The organism is Loigolactobacillus iwatensis (assembly GCF_003950295.1).
Taxonomy (GTDB): domain Bacteria; phylum Bacillota; class Bacilli; order Lactobacillales; family Lactobacillaceae; genus Loigolactobacillus; species Loigolactobacillus iwatensis.
On the sequence record NZ_RHNP01000032.1, the window covers coordinates 17,831 to 36,592 of the forward strand.

Here is an 18,762-nt window from a genome sequence, read left to right on the forward strand (position 1 = left end):
AAACAAGGCATAACGTTCAGCCTAGGGGAGCGTTTGGAAAAGCGCCCGGTTAAAACACGGCAAGCACAGGAACTTTCTTTTTCAAACACATTACACTGGATTAAGCGGTCAACTACTAGCTAAAATGGTTTCGAACACGCCTTATACAAGCGCCATATCCCTATTATTTATTGATAAGCATGTAAGCTGTAGAAACAAGTATTTATAGTTACTTCGAATTGATCTACTCATGATAAACAAGAATCATTGTACGCCTATCAATCTCCGTATTCTAGCCTGAATTTTGTTTAAATTTATAAATTGAATAACCAGGCGTAGTGTATATAAATTAATGGTAAAAATAGCACATCGTAACCGCCCAATTTCTCAGTTCTAATTCATAATAACAGTTAATTCATTAAAATATATCCCCCAGCAAATTTTGTTTGATCTTTTCTAATGATTTAGACATTTTATGCTAGGCAGTAACACCAAAGACAGCGCAAAAGTCAATTCTGTCATTATTACCTTTACCAGTTCAGAACGTAACCAACGTTTAGAATATTCCAAAACAAAGAGGCCACTGACTAAAAAGTCAGTGGCCCCTTACTATTTCCGAGCATTTCTCTAGAACGTGCGCCAAAAGTCTGGGTTCACGTGCCTAACTACGGTTATTGAATTAACTTACGTTACGCAGTAAACCTAGAATCGGCTTTTGGTGCACTTCCCATCAATTTAACTATTTAACACCGTTACCTATTGCGTAACAGTGGAACCAAGGTTTTCATCAGTTTATTCAGATTGGCGTTTAACCATTAATTGAATAGTTTAGCTGCCGATTACTTGTAGTTCGTGGTCCAATCTTATAAGACTAGATCCATATTAATGATAAACTATCGTGCTTGAAAAGGTAGCTGCCTAAATTGGCCGGTCAGCCTACATCATACCGCCCATACCACCAGGCATACCGCCACCGCCGGCACCAGCAGCACCTGCATCAGGTGCCTTTGGTTCTGGCTTATCAGCAACAACTGCTTCCGTTGTTAATAATAATGATGATACAGAAGCAGCATTTTGAAGTGCCGAACGTGTTACCTTTGTTGGGTCGATAATCCCAGCATCGATCATGTTCTCCCAGTTGCCATTAGCGGCATTATAACCAACTTCTGGATCTTGTTGCTTCAGATGTTCAACGATAACTGATCCTTCAACACCAGCATTTTCCGCAATTTGCCGAACAGGTTCTTCTAAGGCACGAAGAACAATGTTGATACCAGTTTGAACATCGCCTTCAGCCTTCAAGTCAGAAACGGCCTTAATAACGTTGACCAAAGCAGTCCCACCACCGGCAACGTAGCCTTCTTCAACGGCAGCACGTGTAGCATTTAGGGCATCTTCAATTCGATATTTTTGTTCTTTTAATTCAGTTTCAGTTGCGGCACCAACTCGAACAACTGCAACACCGCCAGCTAATTTAGCTAAACGTTCTTGTAATTTTTCACGATCAAAATCAGAAGTTGTGTCAGCAATCTGTGTTTTAATTTCAGCAACACGTTGTGCTAAGGCATCTTTGTCGCCAGCACCTTCAACAAGTGTTGTATTGTCTTTAGTAACCGTAACCTTACCAGCTTGGCCTAATTGATCGATGGTTGTATCTTTCAATTCAAGTCCAAGATCTGATGTGATTAAAGTAGCACCAGTTAAAGTAGCAATATCTTCAAGTTGAGCCTTACGCCGATCACCAAAACCAGGGGCCTTAACGGCAACAACATTGAACGTACCACGAATCTTGTTTAAGACAAGGGTTGGTAATGCTTCACCATCAACATCGTCAGCAATAATTAATAAAGCTTTGCCTTGTTCAACAATCTTTTGTAATAATGGTAAGATTTCTTGAATGTTAGAAACTTTTTTATCCGTTACTAAGATATATGGGTTATCAAGATCAGCTTCCATCTTATCGTTGTCGGTAACCATGTACTGTGATAAGTAACCACGGTCAAACTGCATCCCTTCAACAACATCTAAGGAAGTATCGATCCCTTTTGATTCTTCAATTGTAATAACACCATCATTACCAACTTTTTCCATAGCGTCAGCAATTAATTTACCAACGGTTTTGCTTGATGAAGAAACAGAAGCAATCTGCGCAATATCATTTTTACCGTCAACTTTATGGGAAATCTTGTGTAATTCCTTAACGGCAGCAGTGGTTGCTTTTTCAATCCCATCACGAATGCCAACTGGGTTAGCACCGGCAGTGACGTTCTTCATACCTTCGCGAACGATTGATTGCGTCAAAACAGTTGCGGTGGTTGTACCATCACCAGCGTTATCGTTAGTCTTTGAAGCAACTTCGGAAACTAACTTAGCACCCATATTTTCGAAATGATCTTCTAATTCGATGTCCTTTGCAATCGTAACACCATCGTTAGTGATTGTAGGTGAACCGTATGATTTTTCCAAAACAACGTTCCGGCCTTTTGGTCCAAGAGTTGTTTTAACTGTATCTGCTAACTTATCAACGCCACGAAGCATTGCTGAACGAGCGTCTTCTGAGAATTTTAATTCTTTAGCCATTTTAATTTTCACCTCATAAATGAATTTAGTGTGAACTTACTAGCTATTGCATTACGTTCACGACTATATTTTTGCAAATTTTTGGAAGTTACAAATTTCAATATTTGTGTTTATTTCTAACGGAAACGTATTAACTAAGCTGCTAATACGCTAAGCAAAGTTATTCAACAATTGCTAATAAATCCTTTTCATGTAAAACTAAATAATCAGCGCCGTCGTAAGAAACATTGGTACCAGAATACTTATCAAACATAACGTTATCATCAACCTTGACTGTCAAGGGAACAACGTCACCATGATGATTTGTGGCACCTGGGCCTGCTGCTACTACTTTACCCGTTGTTGGTTTTTCTTTTGCGTTAGAAGCTAACACAATACCACCAACTGTTTTTTCTTCTTCATCTTCTACTGAAACAATGACGCGATCGCCTAATGGTTTTAACACGTTTAATCCCTCCATTTATCATTTGATGAGCTTTAGCACTCCTAGCAGTTAAGTGCTAATCACAATATTTATAATAACATGTTCTGTTTTGAATGCAAGCCTAAAGCACAAAAAAGCTTTAAAAATTTAATTAAAACCGCTAAGCTAGAAAGAGAGATTTTAACGTACAAAAATCAGCTTTCTAAAGGAGGATTATATGCTCGCACGAAAAAATGCTGTCAGCACCCTTAGTGTTTATCTGATTATTTTCTTATTACCTGCTTTAGTTAATTCGGTTATTCGTTTAAAAACGACTTTATATCTTTTTCAAACAATTGATTACGTGGTGGGTGCCGCTATTTTAATCATCATCTACCGAAGATTTTATGCGCCAACGCAAATGGAAAAGGTGACGAAAACAAAAACTGGCCAGATTATTCTTTGGGGGATTCTTGGTGCTTTTCTAGCCCTGATTGGTCAACTTGCGGCTAGTTACTTAGATCAACTTATCTTTCACACGACAACCAGCTCGACTAACACCAGTGCCATCTTAACCGTCATTCGAAGCTACCCTTACTACCTAATCATGGCTGTCGTTGCTGCACCAATTATGGAAGAACTAGTTTTCCGGCGGACTATTTTTGGCTACCTAACTCCCTTTACTGGTAAGTTTGGCGCCGCCTTAATTTCTAGTGTGTTTTTTGCCATCGCTCATAATGATAATCATTTACTGACCTACACAGCTATTGGCCTAGTCTTTTGCTACCTTTATCAGCGAACTGGCAAGATTGCGACGTCGATGATTAGCCACATGGTAATGAACGGCATTGTAATCTTAATGTTACTCTATCGTTAATATCCGTAGATTAAGGCCACTTTAATTAAATTATTTTTTACCCTTCATGTTTGCAATTCTAATGCTCATTAAATTTTATACAAAAAAACAACCAAGTCCTAATCTTGGTTGTTTTTTTTGAACTATTTATTTAGCAGTATCACTAGTACCAGCTTCATTACCATAATGATCTAGAAAATAGATCAACGTTTGTAATTCGTTGGCCAAGTCAACATTTTGGATCCGAACAGTTGCTGGAACGGAAAGTCGAATCGGCGTAAAGTTCATGATCCCCTTCACACCAGCCGCAACCAACTCATCAGCAACGTCCTGTGCGTGATTAATTGGCACTGTCAAGATTGCAACATCAATTTGTTGAATCTGCAATTGTTCCTTCATGTCTGCCATTGGGTAAACTGGCACACCACTTTGAATTGTGTTAGCAATCTCTTCATTAATATCGAAGGCTGCACTAATTCGAACACTATTCGTTTGTTGGAAATTATAGTTCAGTAATGCGTGCCCTAAATTACCAACCCCAACTAACGCAACATTGGTAAGTCGATCTTGATTTAAGGTCTTCTTAAAAAAATTGAGTAGATCTTCGACATCATAGCCGTAACCACGTTTTCCTAACGCCCCAAAGTAAGAAAAGTCGCGACGAATTGTTGCACTATCTACTTGTACTGCTTCTGAAAGTTCAGTTGATGAAACTCGGTTTGTGCCTGCGTTGAACAAAATGTTCAAATAACGATAGTAAATCGGTAAACGTTTGGCAGTTGCCTTTGGTATTTTTGCCTCAGCCATTGCTTATCCTCCATTAGTCATCCTAAATTAGCTTGTGAATTTATCTTAATAGACAATGGTTATAATACCGTATTTACTTGTGAAATGCAATTAGACTGTTTAAAATAACCGCCGATTAATTTGGGAAAGGAATCACTTATCAGCCCAAACAACTCTCAGAAATACATGAAAACGCTTTAATTACCGCCATAAACGTGTTCTTTTGTCTGTGAAAGCCGCAACTTTAATTTTCTTATGGCTAGTACCATTTTTCTTTTGTAAAAGTCGGTCACCTTTTGTCCCGCCCACTTATATGGTAAACTAGATTGAATAAAATGCTGAAATGAAAGGAAGGATTCCACTTTGATCTTACTGCAAGCACAAAACGTTGCCCGCCACTTTGGGGCCGATGTTTTGTTTGAACACGTTCAACTGGAAATCCAATCACAGGCGCGCGTCGCCTTGGTTGGCCGTAATGGGATCGGCAAATCAACATTGCTCAAGATTTTAGTTGGGCAAAATCCCCCTGATGTTGGCCAAGTGATCACAAGTAAAGGCGTCACAATTGGTTATCTACCTCAGGATACTGGCCTTGATTCAACCAAAACGATTTTTGATGAAATGTTAACCGTTTTTGCTAAACTTCAAGCAATGGAAAAACGGATGCACACTTTAGAACAACAATTAGGTGATCCCAAACTGCTGGCCGACGAGGAGGCTTACCAAGCTACCTTAAAATCTTACGAACAGTTGCAACATGACTTTAGCGACCAAAATGGTTACGGTTATCAGGCCGAAATTCGCACTGTTTTACACGGCTTTGCTTTTGGTGAAGATTATTATGATCATCCCATTAATGAGTTATCCGGTGGTCAGAAATCACGTTTGGCCATGGCTAAGCTGCTTTTGGAAAAACACGACTTATTAATTTTAGATGAACCAACTAATCACTTGGACATTGATACGTTAACTTGGCTAGAAGGCTATTTACAAGGCTACTCAGGTGCCCTGTTAATTGTTTCCCATGATCAGTACTTTCTTGATAAAGTGGCTAACGAGGTCTACGACATGAGTCAGCATACCACCCGCCACTATAAAGGAAATTACACAAAGTACCGTGCTGAAAAAGCTGCCTACCAAGAACAAGAGTGGAAAGCTTACGAAAAACAACAAGCAGAAATTAACAAGCTCGAAGATTTCGTTAACAAAAACATTGTGCGGGCTTCAACAACTAAACGGGCTCAAAGTCGGCGGAAACAGTTAGATAAAATTGTCCGGTTGGAAAAACCGCAAAATGACAATAAGACCGTCCGCTTTAGTTTTAGTGAGGACAAGCCCTCTGGTAACCAAGTATTAGACGTCGTTAACGCAGCTATCGGTTACAGTGCCACTCATGTTTTGGCGGACCCCATTGACCTGCACCTGAAACGTCATGAAGCAATTGCCATTACCGGCCCGAATGGTGTTGGCAAATCAACACTGCTAAAAAGTATCTTAAAGCAAATTCCGTTTTTGCGCGGTGAGGCAAAATTAGGCGCAGGCGTTGACATTGGCTATTACGATCAGGAACAGGAAAACCTCCACCGTAATAAAACCGTTTTAAACGAAATTTGGGATGAGCATTCAACTCTACCTGAAGTCAATATTCGCAGCATTCTAGGCAGCTTTCTTTTTACCGGTAAGGATGTTGAAAAATCAGTTGCTGCCCTTTCCGGTGGCGAAAAGGCTCAGTTAATGTTAGTCAAACTAGCAATGAACCACAATAACTTTTTAATTCTCGATGAACCCACTAATCATTTGGACATTGATAGTAAGGAAGTTCTAGAAAAGGCATTACTTCATTACGATGGGACTATTTTATTTGTTTCACATGATCGCTACTTTATGAACCGCATCGCTAGTAACGTGGTGGAATTGTCCCACCAAGGTACGAAACGCTATCTTGGTAACTATGATTATTACGTGGATAAAAAGGCCGAGGAAGCGGCAATTACCGCCGAAAAAGTGGCTAATGCCGGCCCAGCCGAAGTCGTGAGCCACTCGGCGGCACCAGCGCAACAAGATTATCAACTTAATAAAGAACAACAAAAAAAGGAACGCAAACTAAGTCGAGAAGTTGCGGCACTGGAGCAACAAATGACAACGTTAGACCAACAAAGTCATGATCTCCAGGTTGCTATGACACAACCTGATGTTTTGGCTGCCCCAACAAAACTAACTGAATTGCAACAACAATTGGAAGCAATCACGGCGCAACAAAATCAAGTTGAAACCGATTGGGAAGAAAAGAGTTTGGCCTTAGAAGAATTAACTGGTAATTAACCCTTTTTAGTCTAAAATATATTTTCCCAGCATTCCCTAGAAAGTTTAAAAAAATAACGACCACTGTTGGTGGCTTATTCACAAGCTAGCAAAATGCTAGTAGGATAAGCTTCACAATAGTAGTCGTTATTTTTTAATTGCGTACTTCTTCAGCGTAGGCAAATGACAAACTGGGATCAGCATTTAAATCTAAATTGGCACGAGCACCTCGCGCCATCATGACGTGAGCTGCGGCACCAATCATTGCGCCATTATCGCTACACAAGCGAATCGGTGGCACCACAAAATCCAAGTTAGGATCTTCCTGAGCAATTGCGCTGGTTAAAGCACTCCGTAAAGCCGAGTTAGCAGCAACGCCACCGGCCAAAACAAGCTGGCCAACACCATAAGCTTGGCAAGCCCGCATTGTTTTCGTAACCAAAACATCAATCACACTAGCCTGAAAACTAGCCGCTAAATCAGGCTTCGATAATTTTTCACCCCGTTGCTCAGCATTGTGAACTTTATTGATAAAGGCACTCTTCAGGCCACTAAAACTAAAATCATAGTTAGCGTCTTTAATCATCGCCCGAGGAAAGCTAAACGTATCCTGCCCTAATTTACTTAAATCGTCAATCTTCTTGCCGGCAGGGTAAGCTAAATTAAGTACCCGCCCAACTTTATCAAAGGCCTCACCAGCTGCATCATCTCTGGTGTCACCGATGATTTCAAACTCACCAGCCCCACGCATGTAAACTAGCTCCGTATGGCCGCCTGACACTAATAACGCCATCAACGGATAAACCAGTGGCTTAACCAAACGGGCCGCATAGATGTGACCTGCCATGTGGTTAACGGGAATCAACGGTAATTGATGGGCAAAGGCAACTGCTTTGGCCGCCGAAACGCCAATCAACAGTGCGCCAACTAGTCCTGGACCGTAAGTGACCGCAACCGCTGTTAAATCCCCATAGGTTACGCCAGCCTGCGTCATTGCCTCTTCAGCACACAAAGTCACCTGTTCAACGTGATGGCGACTGGCAACTTCCGGAACCACACCGCCAAAACGCTTTTGGCTGTTAATCTGTGAAGCGATCACATTGCTACGAATTTTGACGCCATCTTCAACCACCGCCACACTGGTTTCGTCACAACTTGATTCAAACGCTAAAATTAATTCTGGTTTCTTTTCAGTCACCGTCTTGTCTCCTACCTTCCTTGCCAGTACTTCTCCATAACCAACGCATTTTCAGTTGGCTTAGCGTAATATGCCTTTCGCTGGGCCAAAAGCTGAAACCCTAATTTTTGGTATAACCGCTGCGCCGCCAAATTAGTTGCACGAACCTCCAACAAAAAACGACACGCTTCAGTCTGCCGCGCTAATAGCTGCTGCCATAATGCCCAGGCTAAACCTTGTCGCTGAAAATCACGGTGAACAGCGATATTTGTGATTTCAAGTTCCGCGAATAATTTTGTGTAACTTACAAACCCAACTAGCCGCCCATTCAACTTTAGAAAACCGTAGAACTGATAATCAGTTTGCATATTTTCTTGAAAACTGGTTTGACTCCACGGCGAACCAAATTGATAACTTGCTTCACATAATTGAAAGCAGGCCCGACTCAATTCCGCGGCGTGCGCCACTAGATCTACTTTTGTTGGAAAATAAAACACCACAGTCTTAATTCTCCTCGCCTAAAGGCAACATCATATTCAACGCATCTTCATGATTAACAACGTAGTAAGAACGTTTAATATTCTGATCCAAAAAACCCAGCTGATGATATAAATGCTTAGCGGGTTCGTTTGAAACTCGTACTTCTAGTGTTAACCTAGCAGACGGAAGATCCGCCGCCCGTTGGATCATACTCAACATTAAAAAACGACCGATCCCAAAATTCTGGAATTTAGGAACAACGGCAATATTGGTCACGTGCGATTCGGCCTTAGTAAACCAACAACCAATAAAGGCCACAATTTCGTCCTCAAAAATGAGGACAACGTAAAGTGACTGGGTTGTCTTTTTCAGCTCACTTAAAAAAGCCGCCCGATCCCAAGGCGTTGTGCCAGCATAACATTGCCGTTCAACTTCCAACAAGTCGTCGACATCATCTTGTTGAGCTCGGCGCATGCTAAAATTTTGGCCACCAAGATTCACTACTTGATCGGGAAAACTCAACGTTGGCTTTGTATTCGAATGTTGGTACCAATCCTTAAATCTCTTCCACATACGGTTCGTGCCCCTCATTTGTGGGATGCTGCTTCAACCAATTCGCCTCTGCCTCGGTAATCCGTAAATAGTTTGGTGCAAACCGATGGATATTCGCCACTGGTTGGGCAGTTTGGCCAAGTAACGCCAATTTACTGGCGTGCGGTAAATTATCAATGCCACTAACAAACTGTGCCTGTTGTCCTAACTTAGCCGTAATTTGTGGCCTAAATAACTCAGTGTCCTCACCAATGAATTGCAATGGCGCCGTTTGCGTGGCCAATTCAGCAATCCAACTAGTCATCGACGTGTGGCGGTCGGCCAAAACTGAAACCAATTCACCATTTTGCCAACGATAAGCCCCAGTAAAGGCCGCGTCCCGGCGAGCATTAAAGACCGGAATAATTAAACCGGCCGAAGTTGTCACGTTGGCCGCCAAAGCCGCTAAACTGGAAATTCCAACTAATTCTTTGTGTAAAGTCCAAGCAAACGTTTTGGCCGTGGTCACGGCAATTCGAATTCCAGTGTACGAACCAGGTCCCTGAGCGACAACAAAGCGATCAACGGCCGCCGGTAATAGACTTGTACTCTTAAAGAGTTGGGCAACTGCTGGCATTAAACTTTCACTGTGCGTCTTACGAACATTAATGGTTGTCTCACCTAAAACAGTTTGGTCACGAACAAGTGCAACGCTCATTGCACGGTTAGACGTATCAATTGCTAAAACTAACATCTCGAACTTCCTTTTTAGTATTTGTTGGTATCGTAGCACAAATTGGCCTTTTTTTCATTAGTTGTTACCTGATCGAACGTTAAAAGAGTATTTATATTCTGTATTTTTTAGCCTATCGCTAAAAAACACGTTTAAAAAAAGGACCCAGCCTGAAGTGAATCCTTGAGTTGGAGTAAATCTAATCAGGGAGTTCATCTGGGTACTCCTTTTCAAACCTAATAGTCCTTTTTAATCGCAAAAAAACGGACCAAAAGGCTAAATTCTAGGGTAGCCACCGAAAATGTTCCGGCCGTTTCACGACCAAACCACCTTCTTAGGTCAATCCATAGAACTTAATTGCCTTTTGGTCCGCTTATTTTTTACAATCTATCGCGTAAACTTAACATATTACGATTTGTTCCTAGCCAATACACCAACAAAACTTGGATTGGCGTCAGTATTAAGTCCTTTAAAATTCGAATGGGTAAAATCCCCCAAAATGGCGTTTTATAAAGAATCGTTAGCCACAATGTATTTAAAAAGACGTTAACGACAAGCATAATGATTAAGGTAGCCGCAATAACTCGCCACCAACTCATGTTTTGCCGGTAAAAGAATACCCCATAAATGACGCCACCTAGAAATGCCGAAATAGTAAAACCGACAAAATAGGTCCCCGAGCCGCCAAGCATTAAGGTATTCACCAAATCACAAATCACCGCTGCTAGTCCTGCCCACCAAGGTCCAAACCACCAACCCATGATAAATGTGGCCAGAAAAACAAAGTCCACTCGTACTGACCAAATTCCAAACACGGGAAACTTACCAAGCACCAATTGTAGTGCCATTAGTAGACCCAGAATTGCAATACTACGCGCACTGAGTCGTTTACCTGTTAAAGCTACTTTCAAACTGGACATCTCCTCTTGGAGTGCCACAAATATGAGATCGTGCATTTAGCTTTGTAGCCAAGTGTCTAGTTTAGCAAACCGTCACGTGAGGCGTCCCTCACGCACACCTTGAGAAACCTCCCCCAAAATATGCGGCGAATGCGGCAAAGAAATCGCAACCAGTATCGGTTTTCGGGTGACGTTCACATTCCGTTCCGTCAGCACTTAACGCTCCTAGCCTACTCCGTTATTTTTTGTACATTTTTTATTATACTGCTTCAAATTCACCAGGCCAACTAGTTAGGTGAAGTTTTTTTAATTATTGTTAAAAAAAAATGAGAAAAAGTTTGGCGAACTCTGATTAAAATCACGGTTTAATTTCATTTTTGTTCCTTATTATCAAGATTGTAACCAAAACAAACCAAACCTTTTTCATTTTTCGACTCTTTTTCGTAACTGAAAAGAGACTCTCCCCTAGACCATCTTCTTCCCCGAAGATGGTCTTTTTTTAAATGTAAAATAAAGCTATCATCGATATTAAATAAACCCTCTAGGAGGTTACAATGAAAAAAATTCTAATTTTACACACCGGCGGTACGATTGCCATGTCCGAAAATGAAAGTGGCACCATCATTCCAGGCGCCTCCAACCCACTGATGGCCTACAATCAATTATTCGCTGGTCAATATGATGTTAGTTCGGAGGAGTTATTCAATCTTCCTTCACCACACATCACGCCTAAAGAAATGTTGCTATTGAGTCAACGCATTAATCAGGCCGAACAAGCTGGGGTCGATGGTGTTGTCGTTACTCACGGCACGGATACATTGGAAGAAACCGCGTATTTTCTTGATCTGACTTTGCCCAGTACCATCCCCGTGGTAATCACTGGCGCTATGCGCTCTTCTAACGAAATCGGTTCTGATGGTCTTTATAATTTGGAAAGCGCGGTAAAAACTGCCGCCGATGACGACGCTCGAGGTAAAGGCGTTCTCGTCGTCATGAACGATGAAGTTCACACCGCTCGTTTTGTTACGAAAACGCACACCACTAACGTTGCGACCTTCCGCACCCCTACTTTTGGTCCAATTGGTATTATGGAAAAAAATGGCGTTAAATTTTTTCAAGAATTAACCGAGCAACAGGCCTGTCCAATTACCCACGTCATTGATCATGTTTACTTATTAAAAGCTTACGCTGGTATGGATGATCGCTTATTGACCATGCTAGATCTGCCTAGTACCAATGGTTTAGTCATCGAGGCAACTGGTGCCGGCAATTTACCACCGCAAACCTTACCCGCACTTGCCAATCTCATTGCCCATAAAATTCCCGTTATTCTAGTGTCACGCTGTTTCAACGGCGTTGCGGAGCCTGTCTATGGTTATGAAGGTGGTGGCCAGCAATTACAAAAAATGGGCGTTATTTTTTGCCAAGGCCTCAATGGTCAAAAAGCGCGCATTAAATTACTAGTTGGCCTATCTGCCGGTAAAAACGGCCAACAATTAGCCACTTATATGCAAGACGCCATTTCTTAATTTATAGGTCCCTTTAATTTAAATTTCGCATTCAACAGCGTAAACTGTTTTTGAGGTGAAGATTATGAACGGAAAAAAGCATTTAAAAGCTGTTTATGCCGCCAAGGTTAAAAATATGACGCCAAAACAACGGCAAAAATTTGATGGTTTCCTTCTGGCCGTCACTGCTGCCGCTGAAAAACAGTCTAAACGTAAAATTAAGTCATAAAATACCGCACCGCCAATTTCATTTTAAGTGAAATTAGTGGTGCGGTGTTTTTAGTTTATTTCTTTGCTTGCTTTTCAGCCTCTAATTTCTTAGAAAGCGCAATGATATACTTTTTCAATTCATCTTTGACCTCGGGATGTTGCAAACCATATTCAATATTGGTTTCAACGTAACCAAGCTTGTTCCCAACATCATAGCGCTCACCCTTGAATTCACGGGCAAACACGCGCTGAGTTGTATTCAAGGTGTCAATCGCATCGGTTAATTGAATTTCGCCCCCGGCACCAGGTTTTTGCTGATCCAAGATGTCAAAGATCTCTGGGGTTAACAAATAACGGCCAATAATGGCTAAATCGCTAGGAGCCTTGTCAACGGCTGGTTTTTCAACAAAACGTTTAACGTTGTAAAGACCAGGAAATTCTTCAACTTGCGGATCAATCACACCGTAAGCCGAAACATCTTCATGGGGCACACGTTTAACGGCTAAAGTTGAGGCGTGTGTTTTTTCGTAGTCATCAATCAATTGTTTTGATAACGGCACCTTATCGTGCATTAAATCGTCGCCTAACATGACAACAAACGGTTCATTAGCAATAAACGATTTAGCCAAACGAACGGCATCACCTAAACCATTTGGGTGTGACTGGCGAATGAAGAATAAATTAACCTTCATATTAGTCGTTTCTTGAACGGCCTTTAACATGGCTGTTTTTTGTTTCTTAATTAAATTTTGTTCTAATTCTGGTGCCGAATCAAAGTGGTCTTCAATTGGCCGCTTGCCCTTACCCGTAATAATTAGGATATCGTCAATTCCTGATGCTTGGGCCTCTTCAACAATAAATTGAATGGTAGGTTTATCAACAATGGGCAACATTTCCTTTGCCATCGCCTTAGTGGCCGGTAAAAAACGTGTTCCAAGTCCCGCTGCCGGGATTAATGCTTTATGTACTCGCATGCAAATTCCTCCAATAAAAGATTTGTACCTATTATACCGTATTTTGCCAGGGATGAACCGACAAATCAAGTCGCTAGCGAAACCGATTTCAAATTAAGCAACCAAAACCACGCCAGCCTTAGTCTTTTTGGTATAGACCAAAGTACAAAAATATTTGCGCATACTTAATAACTGGCAAATTTCGACCTTGGTCATGTTTAAAAACGTTTTTCTGTTGATTGCTTCAAACGAACCCTAAAAAAATGAACTAAAGAACGGCCCCAATCTAAATAACCTAATGAATTAGATCGAAATTACCGTTTCTTTGGTTCATTTCCATCACCTAACTAGAGACCTAATCTTTTTGCAAGTTGCTTGTAATCGTCACTAGTTAGTTGCTTTAACACATGATTGTAATGAGCTGGAATCTTTTCAGTTCCAATCGGAGTAAACAAAAAACTGCTACGAGCATTTTCAACGTATGTTTGTAAATCAGGATAAGCAGTGATTTCTTGCTTATGATCCACCAAAAAACTCTTAAACTGCTGTAATAACTCGTAATCATTAACGACTTTAGTTGCTGTAAACATCCTGCGCACTTCCTTATTAAAATTAAATGACTTCTCTTACCAAGAGTTACAATAACGCCATTACAGTCGTTTGACAACCATTTTGCTATCATTCATAGGGAATCCTCATTTTAACTTATGCAAACATCATCATTCTCAAATAAGCCTAGCGGACTAGGTACTACAATCACTTGGTTAACAGCAGTTTGGCACTTCTTGTCCCTAATCTAATTAACATTTAATGTTAGCTGGAGTTTACGACTTAATCCAAGGAGTGTCTGAAAAAGCTATTTCTTATCCTATCCCAAAAATGCTGATACCCAATTAGTCAGTATTAATAAAAGTGTTTTCTAAACACATTCTAAGAACGAAAAAAGATTAGCTTCAGGACGTTAACTGTCCGAAAACTAACCTTAGTTGATTTAGTATTTTAACTTAACGAAATATCAGCTTAGTAAAGTGTCAAAAGTTATTTTGGTTGATAACTCAGTATATGCTTAAGGACACTTTCCAATTAAAGACGTAACTGTTGCTCAATTTGATGAATATCTTCGGAAGTTAATTGGCGAATAACCCGATTGTAGCGACTAGGAATCATGTGACTACGACGTAATGGAAATGAAAATGCTGTTCGTTCCTTTTTAACGTAAGTCGTTAGATTTGGATAGTGGCTAATTTGTGATTGGCGTTCCCCTAAAAAACTCTTAAATTGTTGAAACAGATCATAATCTGAAACCGTCTTCGTTGCTAACATAACGTTCTCTCCTTTAAAATGTCCGTAAGTAATTCGGCTATGGCATCACCATAACATAGCCATATTTAAAGGCAACTGATTTAGGTTGCTATGAGGGCATTCTTAGGAGACTCTTACTTTGATTTAATTTAATTCTATTGTGCCACTTACCTAACATGAAAATGTTAGAAACCTAACATGCTTATTTACTACTTTTTTCTAAGGCCGTTAAATAGGCGTGACTCGCCACTTGTTCCTTAGCATCGTTGGGATCGGCCAAATTGATTTCATAAATATTAGTTGCCCGTGGATTAAGGCGGGGCAAAACCTGCGCCCAGTTAATTGCGCCTTTGCCAACTTGTAAACTATCGTGAGTTAGGCCCATCGAATCTACAATATGGTAATGGACAATATGATCGTGTAACCGATCTAACGCCGCCATTAGAACCGCATTATCGCCGTGAGCCTTGATAAAACAGTGACTAGTGTCAAAAGCTAAGCGGTAGTTTTTCGCGTAAATTTTGTCATCCATTGCTGGATCACCGTAAAAATATAGTGGTGAAATCGAGTTTTCAAACATAATTCGTTCACCACCGATTTTGGCAAAGTAGTCTAGCCGGCCAAACATTGCCTTCTCGGCCGCCGCAAAATCATCGTACATTGCAATAAAATGGGGCGTTTGCCGAAAATAAGAACCGTGCAGTAACACCTGAACACGCTTTTGTGTTGCAATAGCTAACATGGCCTCTGTACTGGTTTGAATGAAGCGGTAAAGTTCGGGCATTTGTTCTTCTGGCGCAATCAATTCAGTATAGTTGCCTTGGTAACGCATTGGTTGGTGCAGAACAATTTTGCCGGTTACTGCTTTGACCTGGTCAATGGCCGCCGCTAATTGTTTTAAACCTTCTAGTGTAAAATCACTTGCTTGTAAAAAAAATTCAAAAACTTCCGGCCGGTACTGGAGCCGATCATTAATTTGGCTTGCCGCAGTACTGGCCTTCAAACCGAGCTGAACTGTCAATTGTGCCGCTTCCTTTTTTTGATTTTAGTATAACACGCACTTTTTTAAACAAATTATTGCTATTTTCGGTATACTAGAAAGTGATAAAGTACGTTCTGCCATTTTATCACAATTTTCATACTTGGCCTGAACGTAAAACTCACTTGAAAGAAGGATGCTAAATGGCTGATACAAACGAAAAACAAATTGCGGCGGACCTCACTAAGGCTTGGCTTGCCCAATTCAATAACCAAGATGACCAACACAAGATTGCGCCAGAAACCGTTGCTAGTACTTACAAGTTTTTGGAAGACGTGGTTACGGGAACAATCCAACCACAACAGGGACCACAAGAACAGTAGCAAGATTGTGCCGGCGGGTAATCTCTTCCATAACCGCCCAACAAAAATTACTGGGCGCTAGTTAACTATTAAATTAAGGCGTGTTTGGAAAAGTGCGTCAATTGAAGTATGGCAAATAAGCACGACCTAAATTTTCGGCACACGTTCTAGCGTATTGCTCAGAAATAATAATAGGCTAGGACCTTTGTCCGTGAAGTGAACCCCCGGTATTGGACTAAAATCTAATCCCGGGGGCTTTACTATGACCAAATACACTAAGCTCAGCCCTCTGCCATGCCGACCAGCTACTTTTTAACTACTCTAGTCCAGAAGTCTACTGACCACCAGCTGTGTTAAGCTAAAGTTAATTCAACCAAAGGACTTGATTATTTGACTAAAATTGCAATTATTTCTGACAGTCACGGCAATGCCACCGCTCTGGCCGCCGTTATCGCCGATGCCAAGAAGCACGCCGCGGATATCTATTGTTCCGTTGGCGACATCACGATGCGAGGCCCTTCGCCACAAGAATGTGTTGATCAACTACGCGCGGTTAATACAAAAACTTGGGTACTAGGCAATCACGAACAAACTTACCGCGACTTATTGACGACTGGCGATACGCCAATTCATGGTCCCAAGAAAACGATGGCCCTAATCTTTGCGCAGTATGACCAGCAGCATCTTGAACCAAAGACTTATCACTGGCTGGCCGACCTACCCTTGCGGCAAACAATCACGGTAGCTGGCTTTAAAATCGATGTCCTTCATTCTTTGCCTAAACAAACTTACGGCTCGAGTACACAACCAACTAAGCCACAAGAAAATTTTGACGCAATTTTTGCTGGTAGTAACAGTGATATTGCACTATATGGTCACACCCACCGGCAAGTTTTTCGGTATAGCAGTGATGGCCGCCTAATCTTAAACGCTGGTACAGTTGGCTTAGCAGCCCCTAGCAACCCAAGATTTTATAACAATCGCGCCCAGTATGCCTTACTGGACCTTGATGAACATGGCGTTAGCGATATTGATTTTCGCCAAGTCAGTTATGACGTTGAAGCTGAACTCAAAATTGCCCGTGAGCGAAAAATGCCCTATTATGAGCTTTACGCAACTATTTTGCGGGAAGGCCGTTACGCCTATACCGTGGAAAATATCAACACAATTAATGAAGCAAATGATTATGAAAGGATTGCCGCCAACTTTCTGGCTACTTTTTAGGCTAGCGTATATTTGAAAAGAACTCAGATACTTACTTTTTAAATATCTTTTCATCAAATTAGGCCGGAAAAATAATACTATTAAAATAGTTACCGATTCTTTAAGCAAGTATTCATATTAGATTCCAAGCTACTTTTCCAAATACGTTTACACCAAATCAGGCCGGAAAATACTAATAAAGGTGTTTTTCAAACATAAACCTATCTAAACGTGGCCAAAAATATTTTCGTTGGCCTCTTTTTTGATTAATCTGGTATAGCCGCGCTTGAAAACCTTTCTGATTATTTCCGCAAATTATTCCCAATTTAGTTAAAAACGATTTGTTAAACTTCGCCCGAAATTAAACCATTTTTTTGGCATAAATTCTGCTTAAATTTACCGGAAATGCCCGTCTAAAAGCGGGCGTTTTTTGAACTAAAAAAACAGGTTAAATTTAGGTTAATTTGCTTTACTTTTCGAGCGGTACAAGCTATTGTGAAGCTGTAAGGAGCCGCTAAATAGTACCATTGAAAGAAGGCGTTGATCATGCGAAAAATGATCCAATTAAGTGCCCTAATTTTAATGAGTTTATCCCTTGCAGCTTGCAGTGATTCTACTGCATCGTCAACTAAGCAATCGGCACCGGCTACAAAAATCAGTCGTGTTACTAGCCGGCAGTCAACTAGTTCAACAACTCAATCGGCAACTAAACGGTCGCAAAAGGCTAAAGTCGCTGATCATTCAGCCGTTAGTTCTTCAGTAAATAGTGATCAGGCCGCAACTAAAGCTGCATCGACCAAAACCAGCCAGGCTAGTCAAGCTAGCACGGCCACACAAACAGCACAACCTGCAGCAACTCAGGCCCAAAGTAGCAGTACAACTTCGCAACCAAGTAATATGATGCAAAATGGTACCGGCGATAGCTACAATAACAAGGTTAATAACAATTCAAATGCTGGCCAAGCGGCAACTTCGCAATCGACTAACATGATGCAAAATAATGCTAGTGATAGTTACAATAATAAGGTTAATAATAACTCAAGTGCTAGTCCAGCGGCGACTAAGCAATCTAGCAACATGATGCAAAATAGTGCCAGTGATAGCTACGACAATAAGGTCAATAACAATTCCAGTGCTGGCCAGTCTGTGACTAAACGGCCGACTAACATGATGCAGAATAATGCCAATGACAGTACAAACAATAAAGTCAATAATAACCCTACTGCTGGACAATCAAGCAGTGTGGTCAACTAAGCGACTATTTATTGGGCGTGTGCTAAAAGTTTCGGCTCTCTGTCAAATCCTGTTGATAGCCAATTTTACAGTGTTAGAAGCTAAGCAACTTCTAACACTGTTTTTTTGTTTGGTTTGGTGCGCATTTGTTGTAGTTTGATCCGTGAAACTAGATGGTGATAGTTGCGAAACCCAAAAGCCGTTCGCTGGATCTGTTTGATCATGCGATTGATGCCTTCAATGGGACCGTTCGAATACTTTGATTCACTGGCATTGAGGATGATCTC

At 41.0% G+C, this 18,762-nt stretch carries 20 protein-coding genes and 1 riboswitch; of the genes, 7 read left to right on the forward strand and 13 right to left on the reverse strand.

All coding sequences use genetic code 11. The features are described from left to right. Positions 1–915: 915 nt before the first annotated feature. Positions 916–2,559, reverse strand: a complete 1,644-nt coding sequence (gene groL, locus EKM98_RS08765; protein ID WP_125982111.1) for a chaperonin GroEL — start codon at positions 2,557–2,559, stop codon at positions 916–918. A gap of 160 nt (positions 2,560–2,719) precedes the next feature. Next, on the reverse strand, positions 2,720–3,004 hold the full coding sequence (gene groES, locus EKM98_RS08770) for a co-chaperone GroES (protein WP_068223293.1): 285 nt from the start codon (positions 3,002–3,004) through the stop codon (positions 2,720–2,722). Positions 3,005–3,200: 196 nt separating this feature from the next. Here groES and EKM98_RS08775 point away from each other — a divergent pair, with 196 nt between their 5' ends. Continuing rightward, positions 3,201–3,839 (forward strand): CPBP family intramembrane glutamic endopeptidase, encoded by a 639-nt coding sequence (locus tag EKM98_RS08775; RefSeq protein WP_125982112.1) that lies wholly within the window; start codon positions 3,201–3,203, stop codon positions 3,837–3,839. A gap of 126 nt (positions 3,840–3,965) precedes the next feature. Here the strand turns inward: EKM98_RS08775 and EKM98_RS08780 are convergent, their stop codons facing one another. Further along, positions 3,966–4,625, reverse strand: coding sequence for a redox-sensing transcriptional repressor Rex (locus EKM98_RS08780; protein WP_125982114.1), 660 nt, complete (start codon positions 4,623–4,625; stop codon positions 3,966–3,968). 342 nt (positions 4,626–4,967) lie between these two features. Here EKM98_RS08780 and abc-f point away from each other — a divergent pair, with 342 nt between their 5' ends. Next, positions 4,968–6,926, forward strand: a complete 1,959-nt coding sequence (gene abc-f, locus EKM98_RS08785) for a ribosomal protection-like ABC-F family protein (protein ID WP_125982116.1) — start codon at positions 4,968–4,970, stop codon at positions 6,924–6,926. Positions 6,927–7,059: 133 nt separating this feature from the next. Here the strand turns inward: abc-f and tsaD are convergent, their stop codons facing one another. The 5 genes from tsaD to EKM98_RS08810 all read right to left on the reverse strand — a co-directional run bounded on the left by tsaD (position 7,060) and on the right by EKM98_RS08810 (position 10,737). Continuing rightward, positions 7,060–8,103, reverse strand: coding sequence for a tRNA (adenosine(37)-N6)-threonylcarbamoyltransferase complex transferase subunit TsaD (gene tsaD, locus EKM98_RS08790; RefSeq protein ID WP_125982117.1), 1,044 nt, complete (start codon positions 8,101–8,103; stop codon positions 7,060–7,062). 11 nt (positions 8,104–8,114) lie between these two features. Then, entirely contained in the window at positions 8,115–8,582 is a 468-nt protein-coding gene (rimI, locus tag EKM98_RS08795; RefSeq protein WP_164512685.1) for a ribosomal protein S18-alanine N-acetyltransferase, read from the reverse strand. A gap of 4 nt (positions 8,583–8,586) precedes the next feature. Beyond that, a complete protein-coding gene (gene rimI / locus EKM98_RS08800; protein WP_125982121.1) occupies positions 8,587–9,135 on the reverse strand; it encodes a ribosomal protein S18-alanine N-acetyltransferase in 549 nt (182 codons plus the stop codon). After that, on the reverse strand, positions 9,119–9,847 hold the full coding sequence (gene tsaB, locus EKM98_RS08805; protein WP_125982123.1) for a tRNA (adenosine(37)-N6)-threonylcarbamoyltransferase complex dimerization subunit type 1 TsaB: 729 nt from the start codon (positions 9,845–9,847) through the stop codon (positions 9,119–9,121). The genes rimI (EKM98_RS08800) and tsaB overlap by 17 nt, the downstream gene beginning before the upstream one ends. Positions 9,848–10,206: 359 nt before the next feature. Further along, complete coding sequence (locus EKM98_RS08810) at positions 10,207–10,737, reverse strand: folate family ECF transporter S component (RefSeq protein WP_404802946.1); 531 nt, start codon at positions 10,735–10,737, stop codon at positions 10,207–10,209. A gap of 130 nt (positions 10,738–10,867) precedes the next feature. Next, positions 10,868–10,965: riboswitch (THF riboswitch) on the reverse strand. Between the two features lie 314 nt (positions 10,966–11,279). On the opposite strand from EKM98_RS08810, the gene EKM98_RS08815 reads away from it, so the two are divergent. Together EKM98_RS08815 and EKM98_RS12080 are read left to right on the forward strand one after the other, a co-directional pair. Further along, complete coding sequence (locus EKM98_RS08815; RefSeq protein WP_125982124.1) at positions 11,280–12,254, forward strand: asparaginase; 975 nt, start codon at positions 11,280–11,282, stop codon at positions 12,252–12,254. Between the two features lie 64 nt (positions 12,255–12,318). Continuing rightward, entirely contained in the window at positions 12,319–12,462 is a 144-nt protein-coding gene (locus EKM98_RS12080) for a hypothetical protein (protein ID WP_164512686.1), read from the forward strand. A 55-nt stretch (positions 12,463–12,517) separates the two neighbouring features. Here EKM98_RS12080 and galU read toward each other — a convergent pair whose 3' ends face one another. The 4 genes from galU to EKM98_RS08835 form a co-directional block, all read right to left on the reverse strand. Then, the gene (gene galU / locus EKM98_RS08820) at positions 12,518–13,417 is read right to left on the reverse strand and encodes a UTP--glucose-1-phosphate uridylyltransferase GalU (protein WP_125982126.1); all 900 of its coding nucleotides are present in this window, start codon (positions 13,415–13,417) and stop codon (positions 12,518–12,520) included. 326 nt (positions 13,418–13,743) lie between these two features. After that, positions 13,744–13,986: a hypothetical protein gene (locus EKM98_RS08825; RefSeq protein WP_125982128.1), complete on the reverse strand. Its 243-nt coding sequence runs from the start codon at positions 13,984–13,986 to the stop codon at positions 13,744–13,746. Between the two features lie 493 nt (positions 13,987–14,479). Beyond that, a complete protein-coding gene (locus tag EKM98_RS08830; RefSeq protein WP_068223259.1) occupies positions 14,480–14,719 on the reverse strand; it encodes a hypothetical protein in 240 nt (79 codons plus the stop codon). 181 nt (positions 14,720–14,900) lie between these two features. After that, the gene (locus EKM98_RS08835; RefSeq protein WP_068280902.1) at positions 14,901–15,719 is read right to left on the reverse strand and encodes a sugar phosphate isomerase/epimerase family protein; all 819 of its coding nucleotides are present in this window, start codon (positions 15,717–15,719) and stop codon (positions 14,901–14,903) included. A gap of 161 nt (positions 15,720–15,880) precedes the next feature. On the opposite strand from EKM98_RS08835, the gene EKM98_RS08840 reads away from it, so the two are divergent. From EKM98_RS08840 to EKM98_RS08850, 3 genes are all read left to right on the forward strand, one after another. Next, positions 15,881–16,060 carry a hypothetical protein gene (locus tag EKM98_RS08840; RefSeq protein ID WP_068280906.1) on the forward strand — a complete coding sequence of 60 codons (180 nt, stop codon included), beginning with the start codon at positions 15,881–15,883 and terminating at the stop codon, positions 16,058–16,060. A 369-nt stretch (positions 16,061–16,429) separates the two neighbouring features. Further along, positions 16,430–17,263, forward strand: a complete 834-nt coding sequence (locus EKM98_RS08845) for a metallophosphoesterase family protein (protein WP_068280909.1) — start codon at positions 16,430–16,432, stop codon at positions 17,261–17,263. A 525-nt stretch (positions 17,264–17,788) separates the two neighbouring features. Further along, a complete protein-coding gene (locus EKM98_RS08850) occupies positions 17,789–18,496 on the forward strand; it encodes a hypothetical protein (RefSeq protein ID WP_068280911.1) in 708 nt (235 codons plus the stop codon). Between the two features lie 80 nt (positions 18,497–18,576). Here EKM98_RS08850 and EKM98_RS08855 read toward each other — a convergent pair. Beyond that, positions 18,577–18,762: transposase (locus EKM98_RS08855; RefSeq protein ID WP_164512687.1), on the reverse strand; the 186-nt coding region annotated here is incomplete at its 5' end.

Excerpts from the sequence above, each read along its gene's own strand:
- groL (WP_125982111.1), bottom strand. The coding sequence starts at position 2,559 with ATGGCTAAAGAATTAAAATTCTCAGAAGACGCTCGTTCAGCAATGCTT.
- EKM98_RS08775 (WP_125982112.1), top strand. The coding sequence starts at position 3,201 with ATGCTCGCACGAAAAAATGCTGTCAGCACCCTTAGTGTTTATCTGATT.
- EKM98_RS08780 (WP_125982114.1), bottom strand. The coding sequence starts at position 4,625 with ATGGCTGAGGCAAAAATACCAAAGGCAACTGCCAAACGTTTACCGATT.
- rimI (WP_125982121.1), bottom strand. The coding sequence starts at position 9,135 with ATGTGGAAGAGATTTAAGGATTGGTACCAACATTCGAATACAAAGCCA.
- tsaB (WP_125982123.1), bottom strand. The coding sequence starts at position 9,847 with ATGTTAGTTTTAGCAATTGATACGTCTAACCGTGCAATGAGCGTTGCA.
- EKM98_RS08815 (WP_125982124.1), top strand. The coding sequence starts at position 11,280 with ATGAAAAAAATTCTAATTTTACACACCGGCGGTACGATTGCCATGTCC.
- EKM98_RS12080 (WP_164512686.1), top strand. The coding sequence starts at position 12,319 with ATGAACGGAAAAAAGCATTTAAAAGCTGTTTATGCCGCCAAGGTTAAA.
- galU (WP_125982126.1), bottom strand. The coding sequence starts at position 13,417 with ATGCGAGTACATAAAGCATTAATCCCGGCAGCGGGACTTGGAACACGT.
- EKM98_RS08825 (WP_125982128.1), bottom strand. The coding sequence starts at position 13,986 with ATGTTTACAGCAACTAAAGTCGTTAATGATTACGAGTTATTACAGCAG.
- EKM98_RS08830 (WP_068223259.1), bottom strand. The coding sequence starts at position 14,719 with ATGTTAGCAACGAAGACGGTTTCAGATTATGATCTGTTTCAACAATTT.
- EKM98_RS08840 (WP_068280906.1), top strand. The coding sequence starts at position 15,881 with ATGGCTGATACAAACGAAAAACAAATTGCGGCGGACCTCACTAAGGCT.
- EKM98_RS08850 (WP_068280911.1), top strand. The coding sequence starts at position 17,789 with ATGCGAAAAATGATCCAATTAAGTGCCCTAATTTTAATGAGTTTATCC.